This window comes from Clostridium sulfidigenes, assembly GCF_000732635.1.
Taxonomy (GTDB): Bacteria; Bacillota; Clostridia; order Clostridiales; family Clostridiaceae; genus Clostridium_J; species Clostridium_J sulfidigenes.
In genome coordinates this window covers 1-19216 of record NZ_JPMD01000025.1, presented here as the reverse complement: position 1 = coordinate 19216, position 19216 = coordinate 1, and the positions used below count along the sequence as shown (strand labels likewise).

General features: G+C 30.6%; 17 protein-coding genes and 1 other annotated feature. Of the genes, 11 read left to right on the top strand and 6 right to left on the bottom strand.

Annotation, left to right across the window (positions count from 1 at the left end; genetic code table 11):
- Positions 1-76: 76 nt before the first annotated feature.
- Positions 77-436, bottom strand: coding sequence for a tetratricopeptide repeat protein (locus IO99_RS10250; RefSeq protein WP_035133086.1), 360 nt, complete (start codon positions 434-436; stop codon positions 77-79).
- Between the two features lie 164 nt (positions 437-600).
- Positions 601-818: a binding site (T-box leader), on the top strand.
- Between the two features lie 198 nt (positions 819-1016).
- Between IO99_RS10250 and IO99_RS10245 the strand changes: the two genes are divergently transcribed.
- From IO99_RS10245 to IO99_RS10235, 3 genes are all read left to right on the top strand, one after another.
- The gene (locus tag IO99_RS10245; RefSeq protein WP_035133084.1) at positions 1017-3659 is read left to right on the top strand and encodes a valine--tRNA ligase; all 2643 of its coding nucleotides are present in this window, start codon (positions 1017-1019) and stop codon (positions 3657-3659) included.
- Positions 3660-3866: 207 nt separating this feature from the next.
- Positions 3867-5171 carry a bifunctional folylpolyglutamate synthase/dihydrofolate synthase gene (locus tag IO99_RS10240; protein ID WP_035133082.1) on the top strand — a complete coding sequence of 435 codons (1305 nt, stop codon included), beginning with the start codon at positions 3867-3869 and terminating at the stop codon, positions 5169-5171.
- Between the two features lie 87 nt (positions 5172-5258).
- Positions 5259-6143, top strand: coding sequence for a YncE family protein (locus IO99_RS10235; RefSeq protein ID WP_035133080.1), 885 nt, complete (start codon positions 5259-5261; stop codon positions 6141-6143).
- A gap of 49 nt (positions 6144-6192) precedes the next feature.
- Here the strand turns inward: IO99_RS10235 and IO99_RS10230 are convergent, their stop codons facing one another.
- A complete protein-coding gene (locus IO99_RS10230; RefSeq protein WP_035133078.1) occupies positions 6193-6717 on the bottom strand; it encodes a DUF4364 family protein in 525 nt (174 codons plus the stop codon).
- Between the two features lie 166 nt (positions 6718-6883).
- Here IO99_RS10230 and pdaB point away from each other — a divergent pair, with 166 nt between their 5' ends.
- Positions 6884-7648, top strand: coding sequence for a polysaccharide deacetylase family sporulation protein PdaB (pdaB, locus tag IO99_RS10225; protein WP_035133070.1), 765 nt, complete (start codon positions 6884-6886; stop codon positions 7646-7648).
- 223 nt (positions 7649-7871) lie between these two features.
- Positions 7872-8606 (top strand): single-stranded DNA-binding protein, encoded by a 735-nt coding sequence (locus IO99_RS10220; protein WP_035133068.1) that lies wholly within the window; start codon positions 7872-7874, stop codon positions 8604-8606.
- 73 nt (positions 8607-8679) lie between these two features.
- On the opposite strand, the gene dapD is transcribed toward IO99_RS10220, so the two are convergent.
- Positions 8680-9390 carry a 2,3,4,5-tetrahydropyridine-2,6-dicarboxylate N-acetyltransferase gene (gene dapD / locus IO99_RS10215; RefSeq protein ID WP_035133067.1) on the bottom strand — a complete coding sequence of 237 codons (711 nt, stop codon included), beginning with the start codon at positions 9388-9390 and terminating at the stop codon, positions 8680-8682.
- A gap of 225 nt (positions 9391-9615) precedes the next feature.
- On the opposite strand from dapD, the gene IO99_RS10210 reads away from it, so the two are divergent.
- Both IO99_RS10210 and IO99_RS10205 read left to right on the top strand, forming a co-directional pair.
- A complete protein-coding gene (locus IO99_RS10210; RefSeq protein ID WP_035133066.1) occupies positions 9616-10155 on the top strand; it encodes a cob(I)yrinic acid a,c-diamide adenosyltransferase in 540 nt (179 codons plus the stop codon).
- Between the two features lie 19 nt (positions 10156-10174).
- Positions 10175-11323, top strand: a complete 1149-nt coding sequence (locus IO99_RS10205) for a pyridoxal phosphate-dependent aminotransferase (RefSeq protein ID WP_035133064.1) — start codon at positions 10175-10177, stop codon at positions 11321-11323.
- Between the two features lie 87 nt (positions 11324-11410).
- Here the strand turns inward: IO99_RS10205 and dapB are convergent, their stop codons facing one another.
- The 3 genes from dapB to IO99_RS10190 are packed head-to-tail and all read right to left on the bottom strand — an operon-like array spanning position 11411 to position 14078.
- On the bottom strand, positions 11411-12160 hold the full coding sequence (dapB, locus tag IO99_RS10200; protein ID WP_035133061.1) for a 4-hydroxy-tetrahydrodipicolinate reductase: 750 nt from the start codon (positions 12158-12160) through the stop codon (positions 11411-11413).
- Between the two features lie 12 nt (positions 12161-12172).
- Entirely contained in the window at positions 12173-13051 is an 879-nt protein-coding gene (gene dapA / locus IO99_RS10195; RefSeq protein WP_035133059.1) for a 4-hydroxy-tetrahydrodipicolinate synthase, read from the bottom strand.
- Between the two features lie 25 nt (positions 13052-13076).
- A complete protein-coding gene (locus tag IO99_RS10190) occupies positions 13077-14078 on the bottom strand; it encodes an aspartate-semialdehyde dehydrogenase (protein ID WP_035133057.1) in 1002 nt (333 codons plus the stop codon).
- A 1061-nt stretch (positions 14079-15139) separates the two neighbouring features.
- Here IO99_RS10190 and IO99_RS10185 point away from each other — a divergent pair.
- From IO99_RS10185 to IO99_RS10170, 4 genes are read left to right on the top strand one after another with little or no spacing between them, the layout of a single operon-like run.
- Positions 15140-16072 carry an ABC transporter permease gene (locus IO99_RS10185; protein ID WP_035133055.1) on the top strand — a complete coding sequence of 311 codons (933 nt, stop codon included), beginning with the start codon at positions 15140-15142 and terminating at the stop codon, positions 16070-16072.
- Positions 16073-16084: 12 nt separating this feature from the next.
- Positions 16085-17005 (top strand): ABC transporter permease, encoded by a 921-nt coding sequence (locus IO99_RS10180; RefSeq protein WP_035133053.1) that lies wholly within the window; start codon positions 16085-16087, stop codon positions 17003-17005.
- Positions 17006-17019: 14 nt separating this feature from the next.
- Positions 17020-18042, top strand: a complete 1023-nt coding sequence (locus tag IO99_RS10175) for an ABC transporter ATP-binding protein (RefSeq protein WP_035133051.1) — start codon at positions 17020-17022, stop codon at positions 18040-18042.
- A gap of 1 nt (position 18043) precedes the next feature.
- Entirely contained in the window at positions 18044-19012 is a 969-nt protein-coding gene (locus IO99_RS10170) for an ABC transporter ATP-binding protein (RefSeq protein WP_035133049.1), read from the top strand.
- Positions 19013-19216: the final 204 nt, after the last annotated feature.

Here is a 19216-nt window from a genome sequence, read left to right as displayed (position 1 = left end):
ATTAGATTTATATAACTTTTATATTATAAAGTTTGTATTATGAAATTAAAATAATAGTTAAATATAAAAAACAAGCTTATATGCTTGTTTTTTTATATTTAGAAAGTATGAAACTTATGGCCTTTTCACATTCAGTATCCGTATTATCTATGGACCATGCAGTATTAAAATAATTTAGGGCCTTTTTATTTTCATCCATCATTACATGACAATAAGCAAGGTTGAAATAATATTTACTTTCTTTTCGTAGATTCAAAGCTCTATGAATAAGAGGTATTGCAGCCTTATAGTTTTTTAGTTTAATAAAACATACAGCAGAATTATAAAATGAAGGTGCTTCATATTCCTTTAACTCTGCAGATTTTTTATACATATCAATAGCATTTTTATAGTCCTTAAGTTTATATAAATCATTACCTTGTGCAAAATAATTCAAGGAAAAGACCTCCTAATTAGTACTTTATCTTAATATTTTCCATTTTGTTCTAAAATATACTATAACATTTATAAATTTATGTAAATTATATTTTAAAATTTGTATTGACAAAAGAGTTGTATTGTATATAATATTATAAAAGAGAAATATATATAATACATAATAAATTGACTGTGATGAAGAGGAGTAAGAATATGAAATATTAAGAGAGGAAAATCCATGGGCTGAAAGGTTTTCTATAGGAAGTATTTTGAAGGTAGCTTCGGAGTTGCTTTAGCGAAATTAAGTAGCTAGAGACGGTGGTTCCTCATCGTTAAAATTAAGAGAGTCTTAAAAGCAATTTTGAGAAATAAAGGTGGTAACGCGCGCTGTCGTCCTTTGGGGTGATAGCGCTTTTTTTTATTAATTTTATACTAATCTATTAAATTACCCTAGTATTAAATATGTTAATAAATGTAATGCTAATTTATGTGTAATAGTTTAGTTAAGGTTTTGTACATTATAGCTACTAAGAACTGTAATTGTTAGAACAAGTAATCAAAAGTAAAAAATAAAAACAATAGAAGGGCAGGTAATAACAATGGATGAAAATAACAATATAGCAAAGAATTATGATCCTAAAGAGTTTGAAGAAAGACTATATAAGTGGTGGGAAGAAAGTGGATTTTTTACTCCACAAGTAGATAAAAATAAAAAGCCATATACAGTAATAATGCCACCACCTAATATTACAGGACAACTGCACCTTGGTCATGCTTTAGATAATACTCTTCAAGATATACTTATAAGAACTAAGAGAATGCAAGGGTATAGCACATTATGGCTTCCAGGAGAGGACCATGCAAGTATAGCTACTGAAGTACGAGTTGAAAAAGCTTTACTAGCAAAAGGAATTAAAAAGAAGGAAATTGGTAGAGAAGCCTTTTTAGAAAAAGTTTGGGAATGGACAGAGGAATATAGAGATAGAATTAAAACTCAGCTTAAAAAAATGGGTTGTTCTGCTGATTTTACAAGAGAAGCTTTTACTATGGATGAAAATTTAAGTAAGGCTGTTAGAGAAGTTTTTGTTAAATTATACAAAGATAATCTTATATATCAAGGAAATAGAATTACAAACTGGTGTCCTAAATGCATGACTGCTATTTCAGATGCGGAGATTGAATATGAAGAGCAAGGAGGACATTTCTGGCACATAAATTACCCTGTAATAGGTAGTGATGAAGTAGTTGAAATTGCTACAACAAGGCCAGAAACTTTACTTGGAGATACTGCAGTAGCAGTTAATCCTAAGGATGAAAGATATGCTCACCTAGTTGGTAAGAAACTTAGGTTACCATTAGTGAATAGAGAAATTCAAGTTGTTGCCGATGACTATGTAGATATGGAATTTGGAACAGGTTGTGTTAAGATAACTCCAGCTCATGACCCTAATGATTATCAAGTTGGTAAGAGGCATAACTTAGATGAAGTTGTAGTTTTGGAGGAAAATGGAACTATATCTGAAGGTTATGGAAAGTATTCAGGTCTTGAGAGATATGAAGCTCGAAAGCTTATTATAAAAGATTTGGAAGAACAAGGATATTTAGTTAAGATTAAAGATCATAGTCATAACGTAGGAACTCATGATAGATGTGGATGTACTATTGAGCCAATGCTATCTAAGCAATGGTATGTAAAAATGGATACTCTTGCAGCACCAGCAATTAAAACCGTAAAAGAAAAAGATATAAAATTCATTCCAGAAAGATTTGAAAAAATCTATTATAACTGGATGGAAAATATTCAAGATTGGTGTATTTCAAGACAATTATGGTGGGGACATAGAATCCCAGTTTGGTACTGTAAAGATTGTGGAGAGATAATAGTTGAAACAGAAGCACCAACTCATTGCAGTAAGTGTAGCTCTACAAATCTAGAGCAAGATAAGGACGTTTTAGATACTTGGTTTAGTTCAGCGCTATGGCCATTCTCAACTTTAGGTTGGCCTGGTGATACAGAGGATTTGAAATATTTTTATCCTACAAGCACATTAGTTACTGGTGGAGATATTATATTCTTCTGGGTTGCAAGAATGATATTTTCAGGTTTGTATAACATGGATGAAGTACCATTTAAAACAGTGTTTTTCCATGGGATGGTTAGAGATGATCAGGGTAGAAAGATGTCTAAGTCTTTAGATAACGGTGTTGACCCACTAGAAGTTATAGAAAATTATGGAGCAGATGCTCTAAGATTTTCCCTTGTTACTGGTAATGCTCCGGGAAGTGATATAAGATTCTATGAATCAAGAGTTGAGGCAGCAAGAAATTTTGCTAATAAGATTTGGAATGCATCAAGATTTGTTATGATGTACAATGATGAAGTTCTTATAGAGAAATATAAAGATTGTAAAAACTATTCTATAGCCGACAGATGGATATTATCAAGACTTAACAATATAGTTAAAGAAGTTACAGAGAATATAGAAAAATATGAAATTGGTATTGCACTTCAAAAGGTTCATGACTTTATGTGGACTGAATTCTGTGATTGGTATATAGAAATTGCTAAACCGTCTCTATATAGTGATAATGAAGAAGTTAAAGGAATAGCTTTAAATGTTCTCAATAAAGTTTTAGTTTCAGGATTAAAATTACTTCATCCAGTAATGCCATATATCACAGAAGAGATTTATACTCACTTAACTAAAGAAAGTGAATCTATTACAATTGCTAAATGGCCAGAGTTTGAAGCTGATTTAGAAGATTTCAAAGCAGAAGAATATATGAACTATATTATAGATGCCATAAGAAATACAAGAAATGCTAGAACAGAAATGAATGTACCACCTTCAAGAAAGGCTAAAACATATATATATGCAACTGAAGCAGCAGAAGCTTTCAAGGAAGGGAAAGTTTACTTTGAAAAATTAGCATCTGCTAGTGAAGTTATAATCTTAAAGGCTAAAGAAGAAGCACCAGAAAATATAGTATCTGTAGTTTCAAAGGGCGCAGAGATTTACATGCCACTTTTAGAGTTAGTAGATGTAGAGAAAGAGCTTGAAAGATTAAACAAAGAAAAAGCTAAACTACAAGGAGAAATTGAAAGAGTAGAGAAAAAACTTGCTAATGAAAGATTTGTTTCTAAAGCTCCAGCTGAGGTTGTTGAAGAGGAAAAAGCTAAGGGTGAAAAGTACAGAGAAATGTATAATTCCGTATTAGAGAGTATAGAAAAGTTACAATAAAAAAATTTAAGAATGTTTATATAAAAATAAATTTTAATATTAATAAACAGAAGGATATCTAAAAGTGTATAGACTATATATTTTATTTATAGTCTTATACTTTTGAGATATCCTTTTTAATATTGATAATTACTAGTGTGATATAGTTGAGTATGGATATGTAATGAGGTAAAATAGGTTATGAAATTAGAATTCAGGAGGGTTATTATGAATTATACTGAAGCTATTAACTATATAAAGGATACTGCTAAGTTTGGAAGTAAACTGGGCTTGGAAAGAACAGAAAAGATACTAGAACTCCTTGGAGATCCACATAAGAAGATTAAAACTATTCATGTGGCAGGAACTAATGGTAAAGGTTCAACCACAGCTATGATTACAAAGATATTAATACATAGTGGGTACAAAGTAGGATGCTATATATCTCCTTATATTGAAGAGTTTGAAGAGCGTATTCAGATAAATAATAAGAATATTCCCAAGGAAGATTTAGCTAGGATAGTTACAGAAGTTTCAATGGCCGTTAAAGAAGTAACCACTTTAGGTTATGGTAACCCTACTGAGTTTGAGATAATAACTTGTGCAGGATTCTTATATTTTTATAAAATGAAGGCTGATTTTGTTGTTGTAGAGGTAGGACTTGGAGGAAGACTAGACTCTACTAATGTTATAGAGCCAATTTTATCTATAGTTGGATCTGTAAGTTATGATCATATGAATATTTTAGGAAATACCTTAGAGGAAATTGCTTATGAAAAGGGGGGAATTATTAAAAATAATACTCCAGTAGTTTTATATCCACAGGAAGATAAAGTGACTAAAGTTATAGAGAACATTTGTAAAGAAAAAAATTCACCACTTATAAAAGTGAAAAGAGAAAATGCATCTTTAGTTAAAGTAGAAGAGTATAAGGAAAATACAGTGGTTCAAAATTTAAACATTATAACAGGAAGAGACAGTTATAATGTTAAATTATCTCTTTTAGGAACTTATCAGGTTCAAAATTGTAATGTTGTTATAAATGTTTGTGAAGCTTTAATAGATCTTGGAGTTAATATTACAAAGGAAAGTATAACAAATGGTTTATCTCAAGTTAAATGGCCAGGTAGATTAGAAATTATGAGAAAAAATCCTTTAGTGGTAATTGATGGTGCTCATAATATTGATGGTATAAGGAAGTTAACTGAAAGTATAGAAATTTATTTTAAGTATAGAAAACTAGTGTTAATAATAGGAATTTTAGCAGATAAGCAAGTAGATGAAATGATAAATATAATATGTCCTAAAGCAGAAAAAATTATAGCTGTAACTCCTCATAGTGAGAGAGCTGAGCTATGTGAAGATTTAAAGGAGAAGATTAATATTTGCCATAAAGAGTGTGAAGCTATTATGGATTATGAAGAAGCTTACATTAAAGCACTTTCTTATTGTGATGAAGATACTTTACTAGTCATATCTGGTTCTCTTTATATGGTGGGAGATATGAGGAAGATAATAAGAAACCATAATTAATTTTAAATATAATATATTTATGGTGTAACAAATTTTTCGTAGCATAATGGGAGGTTCCTTCATAGTATAATGTGAGGAGGGATTCCAATGAGGTACTTATATATTTGTAATACAACTCAAGATAGCATTAACAAAATTGGTATAGAGAAGTTTGCATTAGAAGATGTTATAAAGTTAGAAGGAGTTAATGAAAATAAAGTAGGTCCTCATGGATTGTGTATACAAGGGGATCAATTATTCACTTCAAATTGTTACGATGGTTCAGTGTCTATAGTTAATTTGAAGGATTTAAAATCCTATAGCTATTATTTAGGAAGAAACTGTAGAGATATTTGTGCCTTGGGAAATCATTTATATATTATTTGCGGAGACTCAAATAATGTAGTAACTTTTGATTTGAATAAAAAAGAAATAATAGAGATTATTCCTTGTGGAGACTCTCCACATAGTATTGACTGTTGTAATCACAGCAATGAAATAGTTGTAGCCAATAATGGTGATGATACAATCACTGTATTTGATTCGTTATATGGTAGTGACATTAAAAACATAAAGGTAGGGCAAGCACCAACAAAGGCGTTGTTTACTTTAAATGGGGATTATATTCTTGTTTGTGAAAGCAGTGCAGGTAGCTTGGATAAGGGGTGTGTAAGTGTTATATCAAGCAGAAATCATAAAGTAATACATAGATTATCAGTGGGAAATTGTCCTTTTGATATGTATTGCGATGAAAAGTATTGCTATGTTTCTAATTATGGTGATGGAACTATATCTATTATTGATATTATAAATTTTACAAATGTAAAGAGTATAAGAATTGGTGGTATGCCTAGAGGAATAATTTGTGATGAAAGGTATATTTACGTAGGAGATAGCTATAATGATTTGATAATTAGGATTAATAAAAATGATAATCATGAAAAATTAATCATCCCATTAGAGGGCCAGCCTACAGGGATGATTATAGATTAAAATATTTATGAAAATACTAAGGGTAGATTTATAATGAGCTTAATAAGAATTACTCAGTTAAAACTTTAATAATCTTAGTGTATAAGTCAGAGGGGTTAGCTTTCCATTTGGAACATAACTCTCTGGCTTGTTTATTTGATGCCACTGTTACCTTAATTTCCATGAGAGGGATATTATTTTCAGAAGCACCTAGGCTAACTACATAGCTATTGGAATTTTCAATGGTGTAATCAGCTGATATTGTAGCCTCTTTTTTTATAAGATTCATTTTCCCATCTATATAAGAATTTAATTTACTTAAACTATCCTTAGATAATCTATTTTTAAATAAAGATAGGACTTCTTTACCTTTACTTGATATTACTAATCTATCTTTATCTTTATAATTAATTTTATTTATTAGTTGAGACGAGATTAAATCATCTATATATTCTTGCAGTGTAAAATAATTTATAAAATTATTTTCAAGGACAATTTCTGTAAGTTGTATGTTTGATATAGGTAAATCAACTTTATCTATTATATGCAACAGTAGAAGCTTGTTTTCTGCTAAGTTCAAAGAATTATCAAACATAAAGTAACCTCCTTTAAACCATGTACTTTTATACATATTTATTATATTAAATTATAACACATATTTATTAAATATGAATTAAGTTTACATGATATAGTATAGCATATAATAACTGATTATGAATATAATTTTATAGAAAGTATGTTTATAAGTAAAAAGGAGGAATATGGATAGATCTAATAGAATTAAGATAAAAATAACAACTTATTTAGCATTGTTAATATTAATAGTGTGTATAAGTATTATGGGACGTGTATTTTATAAGGAGACCTTTATTCCAACAGATAGAAAGGTACCTATTTATTCAGTAGACACAAAAGAAAAGAAAATGGCTATAACATTTGATGTTAATTGGGGTGATGATAAAACTAATGAAATTCTAGATGTTCTCGATAAATATAATGTAAAGGCCACATTTTATATTATCGGATTATGGTGTGATGATTATCCAGACAAAGTAATAGAAATTTCAAAGAGAGGACATGAAATAGGAAATCATTCTAATAAACATCCTGATTATACCAATATGACAAAGGAGAGTATAATTAAGGATTTAGAAATAGCTAATGCTAAAATATTAAATTTGACTGGAGAAATGCCTAAAACGTTTAGATTTCCATCAGGCTCATATAATGATGTTTCTGTAGAAGCTATACAAAGTACAGGGTTAAAGGCAATACAGTGGGATGTTGATAGTGTTGACTGGAAGGCTAATGGAGCAGATATAGAATATGAAAGAATAGTATCAAAGGCAAGGGAAGGCTCTATACTACTATTTCATAATGATGGAAAGTACACCACAGAAAATTTGCCGAAAATAATTGAAAAATACCAAGCTATGGGTTATGAATTTATTACAGTGTCTAACTTAATATATAGTGATAATTATTATCTAGATCATACAGGGAAACAAATACTAAATGAAAATTGACAAAATTATTGCATATTTTAATTATAAGACTAAAAAATGTGAATTTTTGAAAATTAAATGTTGTAAAATTTAGACAATTATTCTATAATTAATTCACGGGGGTAATGTAAATAGAACTATAAGAAAAATATTTGATTTTTACTATAAATAGTTATATTTTTATTTTTTATGAATATAAATTATAGTAAATTTTACTAAAAAACCAAGGGAAAGAGGGGTTACCATGGATAATAATATTTTTAATAACAAAATTTACTTAGAGGGAAAAGTTATCTCAGATTTAGAGTTTAGCCACGAAATGTATGGAGAGGGATTTTACAATTTTGAATTTGAGGTTTCAAGACTTAGTGATACTTCTGACATATTAGTAATTACAGTATCAGAAAGATTAATTGCAGGAATTGATGTAAGTATTGGAAGTGAGCTTGTAATAGATGGACAGCTTAGATCCTATAACAAGTTTGTAGATGGTGCCAATAGACTTATATTAACTGTATTTGCAAGAGATATTCGCCAACTTGAAGAAAGAGGAAAAAATCCAAATCAAATTTTCTTAGATGGATATATTTGCAAGGCACCCGTTTACAGAACAACACCATTTGGCAGAGAAATAGCAGATATGTTATTAGCCGTTAATAGATTGTACAATAAATCAGATTACATTCCTACTATCGCTTGGGGAAGGAACTCTAGATTTTGTAAGAGTTTAGAAGTAGGGGATAACATTAGAATTTGGGGAAGATTACAAAGTAGGGAATATCAAAAGAAAGTTTCAGATTCAGAAGTAGTTAAAAAAATTGCCTATGAAGTTTCAATCTCTAAAATGGAAAGAGTTACTGACGAAAATAGAGATAATGTAACTATTATAGGAAAAGTGGACAATGATCCATCTACAGATGAGAGTAACAATATACAAGAAGCAAATTTAAATGATAATGAAGAGAAAGAAGTTATTTAATGAGATAAATCAACCAAAAAGCTATCATGAAGAAGTCCTTCATGATAGCTTTTGGTTGTTATTTTATAATTTATTATTTTCTTAAATCAGCTAAGATTTCAGTTTTACTCTTAGTTTTATCATCTACATGTTTAATTATTTTAGCCGGAGAGCCGGCTACAACTACATTTTCAGGTACATCTGTTGTAACGATAGCACCAGCAGCTACTACTGAATGATTTCCTATTTTTACACCTTCTAAGATTACTGCATTAGCTCCTATAAGTACATGGTCACCAATTTCACATGGAGACTTGCTAGGTGGTTCTAAAACTCCAGCAACTACTGCTCCAGCTCCAAGATGGACCCCTTTACCAAGCTTTCCTCTAGCACCTACAACAGCATTCATATCTACCATGGTTTCATCACCGATTTCAGCACCGATGTTGATAACAGCACCCATCATAATAACAGCATTATTTCCAATAGAAACTCTATCACGGATTATTGCACCTGGCTCAATTCTAGCATTTATACTTCTTGTATCAAGCATAGGTATAGCTGAGTTTCTTCTATCAGATTCAAGCCTGTAGTTATGTATTTTTTCTTTATTTGCATCTAAAAAATCATTTATATCAGCGCTATCGCCAAATAAAACATAGAAGCTGCCTTCGCCAAAACAGTCTACATTTTCAAAGTTACAATCCTTTAGATCACCTTTAACATAAGCTTTCACAGGGGTTGATTTCTTTGACTCCTTTATAAATCTAGCAATTTCATATGGATCAGTAAAATTATATTCCATACCTCTAACTCCTTTCGACAAGTAATATATATTCATTTATATATTATCCTAAAAAACTAAACAATAATTATAAATAAATAAGATATTTTTGAATATAATACTTAGTATATTTAATTTATCAATATAGTATATCTATAGTTATATCATAAAAATCATATATAATGGAATATTTTATTTGTAAATGATATAATAAAATTAAAAAAAGTAGACCTAGGAGGTAAATATATGGGAAACTTAAACAAAGGATATATTCAAATATATACTGGAAACGGAAAAGGAAAGACTACAGCAGCAGTAGGGCTTGCAACTAGAGCTGCTGGAAATAAATATAGAGTATGTATGGTTCAGTTTTTAAAAAGTGATGCAACAGGAGAATTAGAGTCAGCTAAACTTATGGCTCCATATTTTACTATTCATAGATTTGAAAGACCTAGAGGATTTTTCTGGACATTAAATGATCAAGAAAAGTTAGAACTAAAAGAGGATATTCAAGAAGCGTATAAGTTCTGTATAAAGCAATTGGAAGAAGGAAATTGTGATATATTGATAATGGATGAGATAATGGGAACTTTATCTAATGGGTTAATTACAGAAGAACAATTAATAGAACTGATAGATAAAAAACCAGATGATGTAGAACTTATAATGACAGGTAGAAATGTGCCAGAATCAATAATGCAAAGAGCTAATTTAGTTACTGAAATGAAGGATCTTAAACACTACTTTAATGAAGGGGTTCCAGCAAGAAGAGGAATAGAATTCTAAGGAGTATAAGGTATAAATTATGAGATTGTCAAGTAATATAGACAATATAGAAATATCAGGAATAAGGAAATTTTATAATAAGGTTGCTAAGATAGAAGGTGCTATATCACTAACTCTAGGTGAGCCAGATTTTAAAATACCTGAGGAAATAAAAGAGGCTATGAAAAAGTCCCTTGATGAAGATAGAACTACTTATACACCTAATGCTGGGATAGAAGAGTTAAGAGAAGAAATTTCTAAGTATCTAAAATCTTTAAATATAAGTTTCTCCAGTAAAGAAATATGTGTAACTGTAGGAGGAAGTGAAGGATTATTATCTACTTTTACTGGAATATTAAATCCAGGAGATAAAGTTCTAATACCTTCCATTGCATATCCTGCCTATGAAAATTGTGTTAAGATTCTTGGTGGAGAGGTAATAAATTATAGTATTAAGGAAGATTTATCTATAGATATGGAGCAATTGGAGAGAGTCATAGAGAAAGAATGTCCTAAGGTAATAGTAGTATCTTATCCATCAAATCCTACAGGACAACTTTTGACCAAGGATCAATGTGATAGATTATTTAATATATTAAAAGATAAAGATGTATTAATTGTAAGTGATGAAATTTATAGCTCTATTGTATTTGGAGAATTTAACTCTATATCACAGTATGGAAAGTTAAAAGATAAACTTATACTTATAGGTGGATTTTCAAAAATGTTTTCCATGACAGGAATTAGAATAGGATATGTATGTGCTGCTGAATGCATATTAAATAGCATAATAAAGGTTCATCAATACAATGTGTCATGTGCACCGTCTATTGGTCAATATGGAGCTTTAGAAGGACTTAAGAAGTCTATGTACCATATAGAACATATAAAATCAGATTTAAAGATAAGAAGGGATTATGTCTATGATAGACTAGTTTCTATGGGGCTTGAAGCTATAAGACCAGAGGGCGCATTTTATATATTTCCGTGTATAAAATCCTTTGGATTTAGTAGTGAAGATTTTTGTGATAAGCTACTTGAGGATACTAAGGTAGCCGTAGTACCAGGAACTGCATTTGGAAAAGGTGGAGAAGGTTATGTTAGAATTTCTTATTGCTACAGCATGGAAGATTTAAAATTATCTTTAGATTTAATGGAACAGTGGTTAAATCAGATAAAGCTTAACTAAGAGGAAATATAAAAGATAAATATTAAATAAAAGTGTTATGAAAATATAGATTTCATAACACTTTTTATTTGAACTAAATTTGATTTACTATTTAACTACATCGTCCATAGAATATATGCCTTTTGGTTTGTTATGAACATACTGACAAGCCTTTAAAGCACCTACAGCGAATACTTCTCTTGAAATAGCAGAGTGTTTAATTTCAATTACTTCACCCATACCAGCAAATATAACTTCATGGTCACCTATAATATTTCCACCACGAATTGCATGAATTCCTATTTCCTTGTGTTCTCTTTTAGAGATCCCTTCTCTACCATAGTTGAAGGTTGTTTCTTCTTCTATAGAGTCCTTTATAGTATTTGCGAGAAGTAGTGCAGTACCACTTGGAGCATCTACCTTTTGATTGTGATGTTTTTCTATTATCTCAATATCAAAATCTGTATATAGTTTATTGCTAATAGATTTTAATAAATTATTTATTATATTAATTCCTATAGACATATTAGCAGAATAGAACACAGGAATTGAATTTTGTAGATTTTTAATATGAACTATTTGTTCTTCCGTATAGCCAGTAGTGCAAAATACTACTGGTAATGAGTGAGCTAAAGCATATTTTGATATAGAGTCTAAACTTGAAGGTCTTGAGAAGTCCAGAATTACATCTACTTCTTCTGTTACTTTATCTATGGAATCATAAATAGAGTAATTAAAATTAGATTCTGTATTCATATCTACTCCAGCTTGAATATTTAGTGTTTCAGAAGTAGAAGCTACCTTTGAAATCATATGACCCATTTTTCCGTTACATCCAACTAATAAAATCTTTACCATGTATAGTCTCCTTTATAATAAGTGGTAGTTTTTTAGAGCTTCTTTCAAAGTCTCTAAATTATTATCATCCATATCAACTAATGGAAGTCTTAAGTTTCCAACACTTCTACCCATAAGATTTAAGGCAGTTTTTATAGGAATAGGGTTTGTTTCACAGAAACATGCATTAGTTAAAGGGATTGTTTTTAAAAATAACTCTTGAGCTGCTTTTATTTCTCCATTAAAGAATAATTCACATATATTATGAACATCTTTAGGTACAATATTTGCAATAACTGATATTATACCAAGTCCGCCTATAGCAAGAGTTGGTATAATTTCATTATCATTCCCAGAATATATATCTAATTTATCTCCACAGAGATATTTTATTTCTGCAATTTGGCTTATATTTCCACTAGCTTCCTTCACAGCAACAATATTATCTAGCTGACAAAGTTCATGGAGAGCCTTTGGTGAAATATTCATGCCAGTTCTAGATGGTACATTATATACTACTATAGGAGTATTAACAGCTTCAGCAATAGTTTTAAAATGAGCAATTAAGCCTTTTGCTGAAGTCTTATTGTAGTAAGGGTTAATTACTAAAAGTCCATCTACACCAACAGACTCAGCGTAGATGCTCATTTTAACAGAAGCCATGGTGTTATTACTACCAGTACCAGCTATAACAGGGATTCTCTTATTAACTGTATCTACAGTGAATTTTATAGTTTCTTTTCTCTCAGCCTCTGTCATAGTAGATGCTTCTCCAGTTGTACCACATACTATGATAGCGTCAGTTCCATTTTCAATATGCCATTCTAATAATTCTTTTAATTTAGGAAAGTCTACACCATCTTTGCTAAATGGAGTTACAATTGCAACACCAGAACCTTTAAAAATACTCATATATACACCTCTTAAATCATTATATTTATTTTATTAAATTTTCTTTTATAAAAACTTCTGCAATTTGTACTGCATTAAGGGCAGCACCTTTTCTAATATTATCAGCAACAACCCATAGGTTAACACCATTATCAACACTAAAATCACGTCTGATTCTTCCAATATAAACGTCATCCTGACCTTCTATATCTACAGGCATAGGATAAATATTATTTTTTATATCATCCATTACAGTAATTCCAGGTAAAGTTTTAAATAAGTCGAAAATATCATCCAATTCAAAAGTGTTTTCAAATTCTACGTTAATACTTTCGCTATGACCATGGAATACAGGTACCCTTACTGTGGTAGCAGTAACTTTGATTTGATCATTATGAAGAATTTTATGGGTTTCATTTATCATCTTCATTTCTTCCTTTGTATAACCATTATCTAAGAATACATCAATTTGAGGTATTACATTATAGGCTATAGGATATTGAAATTTCTTAGGAGGAACATTAGATACTCCATCCTTTAGATCATTAAACCCTTGAACTCCAGCACCGGATACAGCTTGATAAGTTGAGTATACAACTCTTTTTATTCCATATTTAATATCAAGAGGTTTAAGAGCGACCATTGCTTGAATAGTAGAACAGTTAGGATTAGCAATAATACCATTATGCCATTTAATATCTTCACCATTAACCTCAGGAACTACCAGAGGAACTTTAGGATCCATTCTCCATGCACTACTATTATCTATAACCACGGTATTGTGTTCTACGAATATAGGAGCAAATTCTAAGCTGACATCTCCACCAGCTGAAAAAAGAGCTAAATCAATTTTTTTGCTAATTATATTTTCTTTCTTAAGTTCTTCTACCAATATATCTTTTCCATTAAAGTGTATAGTAGTTCCAGCAGACCTGGCAGATGAAAAAAGATATAAATTTTCTATGGGAAAATTTCTTTCAGCTAAAATATTTATGAATTGTCTTCCCACCATTCCGGTAGCCCCGACTATAGCAACATTGTATTTCAAAAATACCACCTCACTTAACTTATATTTATAATACATTATATAACTTAAGTAGATAAAGTTATATAACTTTATTAAATTTATATATAAAATTTTATTATAGCAGAGATATATACCAAAGATGTAAATGGAAGTAAAAGCATAATACAATGAACGTAGATATTATTAAATCCAGATTGTTAAGAGGAGGATGAAAGTAGAGAAGTGTTAGGTCAATTTAAAGAATAGATAATAAGATTTTAGATATAAAAGAATCATATTAAAAATTCGCAAGATAATATTTTAAATAAAAAGATGCATTTGTTTAAATATGTAAAAATATGAAGGTATATAGAAGATTTAAATATATGAATTTAATATATTATCTAATATTTTGTTGCAATTTGTAATCTTAAGAACAAATTATGTATTAAAATAGTTTGACAACTTACAGAACCCTGTGTTAATATTATAAAAAATGAATTTATTATTATTTTTATTTTCATACTTTTAACAATTATAACTACTAAAATACATAACCACATATTATCTATGAAATATGTATGAATGAGTAAAAAGCTGAGAAATAATTTCTTAGTGTTGTGTTTGAAAAGGCAGTGGCTTTGATATTGTGGCAATTGTCAAAATATTTAAAAGGAACTAACTATTTAAATAAATCATTTTTGCTAATTTCATAATAGCATCTTAAGTGTGTTTTAGTAATGTTAAAGGAATGAAGCCTTACTAGATTTTATTAATAGTGTGGGAGGTGTTAGTAAGGGAAAATAATGCATTACATTTAAAAAGTTGATATGAGACAAAAAAGAATAAAAAGTGCTAAAGTTTTTATAATATCTTAATACAAATGTTGTGTTGCAAATTATAAAACAAGGACTTTGTATACGATATCATTAATAAGCTTAAGGTAATCTTAAATATTTACATTTCATTTATAGGAGTCTGTAGGTGAGATGTAATTTCTAATAATGTCTCATTGTGCTCAAGGTAGAAAAAGGTTAATGTTGGGGGAAATGCAGTAGATGGGGATTTTATTGCATATTTTTACTTAAAATGGAGGGATGACGATGTTTAAATTTACTCTAAAAAGATTTGGATATATGTTATTGACATTATTCATTGCATCATCAATAACATTTATGCTTATCCATGCTATGCCTGGAGATCCACTTGCGGTGGCAGCAAGAAAGCTTCCAGAACAAATCAGAGCTAACTACTATGCTAAATATGGATTAGATAAGCCACTTTTAACTCAGTATAGTTTATTCATTAAGAATGCTGCAAAAGGAGACTTAGGAGAATCTTTAGCATTTGCGGGAAGAAGTGTAACAGGAACTATTAAGAACCATGCACCTATTTCAGCGCAAATTGGTGGACAAGGACTTTTAGTTGGAGTAACACTAGGTATTCTACTAGGTATTATAGCCGCATTCAATAGAGGTAAATGGCCAGATTATTTAGTAATGTTTATAGCTATAGTTGGTATATCTATACCAAGTTTTGTTGTGGCATCACTACTGCAATTCTTCTTTACAGTTGAATTAAGATGGTTACCAACAACAGGATGGGGTGAGTTTAAGAATACAATATTGCCTACAATAGCATTAAGTTTTGCTCCTATAGCTACTTATGCAAGATATATGAGAGCTAACTGCCTAGACGTTATTGGACAAGACTATATAATAACAGCTAAGGCGAAGGGTGTTTCTAAGATTAGCTTAGTATTTAAGCATGTTATAAGAAATGCTATATTACCAGCTATTACACTTCTAGGACCACAGGTTGCTAATATTTTTACAGGTTCTTTCGTAGTTGAAAGCATATTTGCAATACCAGGACTTGGACAATATTTCGTATCATCAGTTACAGATAGAGATTATACTATGATAATGGGACAATCAATATTTGTATCAGCGTTATTTATAATTGCATTATTCTTAGTTGATATAATCTATGGATTAGTTGATCCAAGAATAAGAGTATCAAGTGGTAAGCGTTAGGGGGGAATAAGTATGTCAGAACTTTCAAAAGAAAAATTTCAAATTATAGGTTGTGATAACCTAGATTCAGAGGGGATACTTAGACCTAGTATGACCTACTGGCAAGATGCATGGAGAAGACTTAAAAAGAATAAGGTAGCTATGGTTTCATTAGTGTTATTAGGATTAATCGTATTAATGACGATCATAGGACCTTTGATAGGTAAATTTGAATATCAGGCTACAAATAATGATATGTTAAATTTAAAACCAAACTCAACATATTGGTTTGGAACAGACTCTTTGGGTAGAGATTTATTTTCAAGAGTTTGGATTGGTGGTAGAATATCTATCGCTATTGGAATAATTGGAGCCATTGTGGATACTGTTGTAGGAACAATTTATGGAGGTATAGCTGGATATCTTGGTGGAATTGCTGATGATATCATGATGAGAATATTAGAGATATTAGTTAGTATTCCATACCTTGTTTTAGTTATACTTATCAGAGTTCTTATGGATCAAGGTGGTATGACGCCACTTATTATAGCCATGACCATAACGGGGTGGTGTTATATGGCTAGACTTGTAAGAGGACAACTTTTACAAATTAAGGAGCAAGAATACGTACTTGCTGCAAAAGCGTTAGGGGCAAATGCATCAAGAGTAATAGCAAAACACTTAGTACCAAATACATTAGGTGTTATGATTGTTGCTATAACATTTGATATACCAGGATTTATATTCGCTGAAGCTTTCTTAAGTTTCTTAGGAATAGGTGTTCAATCGCCAATGACTAGTTGGGGAGCTCTTGCAGCAGCAGGACAACAGAACTTAATGTTTTATGCTTATCAATTAATTTTCCCTGCCTTAGCGATATCATTAACAATGCTATCTTTCAATTTATTAGGTGATGGTTTACGAGATGCACTAGATCCTAAATTACGTCAATAAGGGGGGAATGTCAAATGGAAAGAATTTTAGATGTAGAAAATTTACAAGTTTCATTTCATACCTATGCGGGTGAAGTAAAAGCAGTAAGAGGTGTAGATTTTCATCTTGATAAGGGTGAAACTTTAGCTATAGTTGGAGAATCGGGTTGTGGAAAAACAGTTACATCAAAAGCTATAATGAGATTGTTACCAGAACCAATGCCAGCAGAAATTAAGAAAGATTCTAAAATTATCTTTGATGGTAAAAATATCTTAGATATGAATGAAAAGGAATTAAGAAAATTAAGAGGATCAGATATATCTATGATATTCCAAGATCCTATGACTTCATTAAATCCTACAATGACAGTTGGAAAACAAATTGCTGAGAGTTTGATAATTCATAGAGGTATGAATAAAGCAGAGGCTATGAAAGAAGCAATAAAAATGCTAGATCTTGTTAACATACCAAATGCTGATAAAAGAGCTCATCAATATCCTCATGAATTCTCAGGTGGTATGAGACAAAGAGCTATGATAGCTATAGCACTTGCATGTAATCCTAAGATACTTATTGCAGACGAGCCAACTACTGCTCTAGATGTTACTATACAAGCTCAAATAATGGATCTTATAGGAGATCTTCAAAAGAAACTAGGAACTGCAGTTATACTTATTACTCACGATCTTGGAGTAGTTGCAGATACTGCGGATAGAATTCAAGTAATGTATGCAGGACAAGTTATTGAAAGAGGTACTGTAGAAGAAATATTTGCAAATCCTCAACACCCTTATACATGGGCATTACTTCAATCAGTGCCAAGACTTGAAACAAAAAATAAGGATACGCTTTACGCTTTAAACGGTACTCCGCCAGACTTAGTTAAACCACCAGTTGGATGTCCCTTTGCTGCAAGATGTGAATATTGTATGCAAATATGTTTAGAGGAGATGCCGGAAGTTACTAATGTAGAGAGCGATCACCAAGTGTTGTGTTGGTTAAAACACCCAATGGCACCTAAGGTTGAAGTTCCAGAAGCGTTAAGAAGAGGTGAATAAGATGGCTGAATCAAATAAAAAAGAAGTTTTAATTGAAGTAAAGAATCTTAAAAAGTATTTCGAAGTTGGCAAGAATGCTACACTTAAGGCAGTGGACGATGTTAGCTTTAATATATTTAAAGGTGAAACATTAGGTCTTGTTGGAGAATCAGGTTGTGGAAAAACAACTTGTGGAAGAACAGTAATGGGACTTTATGGGGCTACAGGCGGTGAAATATTATTTGATGGAGACGATATTAGTAAATATGATAAAAAGCAGAAAAAAGAATTTACTAGAAGAGCTCAAATAATATTCCAAGACCCTTATGCTTCACTAAATCCAAGAATGACTGTTGGAGATATTATTGGAGAAGGAATAGATATTCATAATCTTCACAAAGGTGATGAAAGACAGGCTAGAATTTATGAATTACTACAATTAGTAGGATTAAATAAAGAGCACGCGTCTAGATTTCCTCATGAATTTTCAGGTGGACAAAGACAGAGAATAGGGATAGCGAGAGCTCTTGCTATAGAACCAGATTTCATAGTTTGTGATGAGCCTATTTCTGCTCTAGATGTATCTATTCAAGCGCAAGTTGTTAACTTATTAATAAAATTACAAAATGAATTAGGATTAACATATTTATTCATAGCTCATGACCTTTCGATGGTTAAACACATATCTGATAGGGTTGGAGTTATGTATTTAGGAACTATGGTTGAACTTGCTAGTAGTAAAGATTTATATGATAAGCCTTTACATCCATATACTCAAGCATTATTATCAGCGATTCCAATTCCTGATCCTGATGCAACTAAGAAAAAAGCAAGAATACCTCTAGAAGGAGAAGTTCCTAGCCCAATAAATCCTAAACCAGGTTGTAGATTTGCACCAAGATGTAGATATGCAAAACCTATATGTACTGAAAAAAATCCTGAGTTTAGGGAAATTGAGCCAAATCACTTTGCTGCATGTCATATATTATAATTCGAATAAAAAAATAAGAGTGCTTTAGCACTCTTATTTTTTTATTTAAAAACTTAGCAAAATCATATTTTTGAATCACTGTAATTCCCGATGAAAAACTTTTATCCAATGACTATCAACTTTATTCAATCATTGAGTTTTATTACCAGGTATATAAAGTCCCTTATCTTTTAATAATAATATAAAAGGAGGTGGCATAATAAT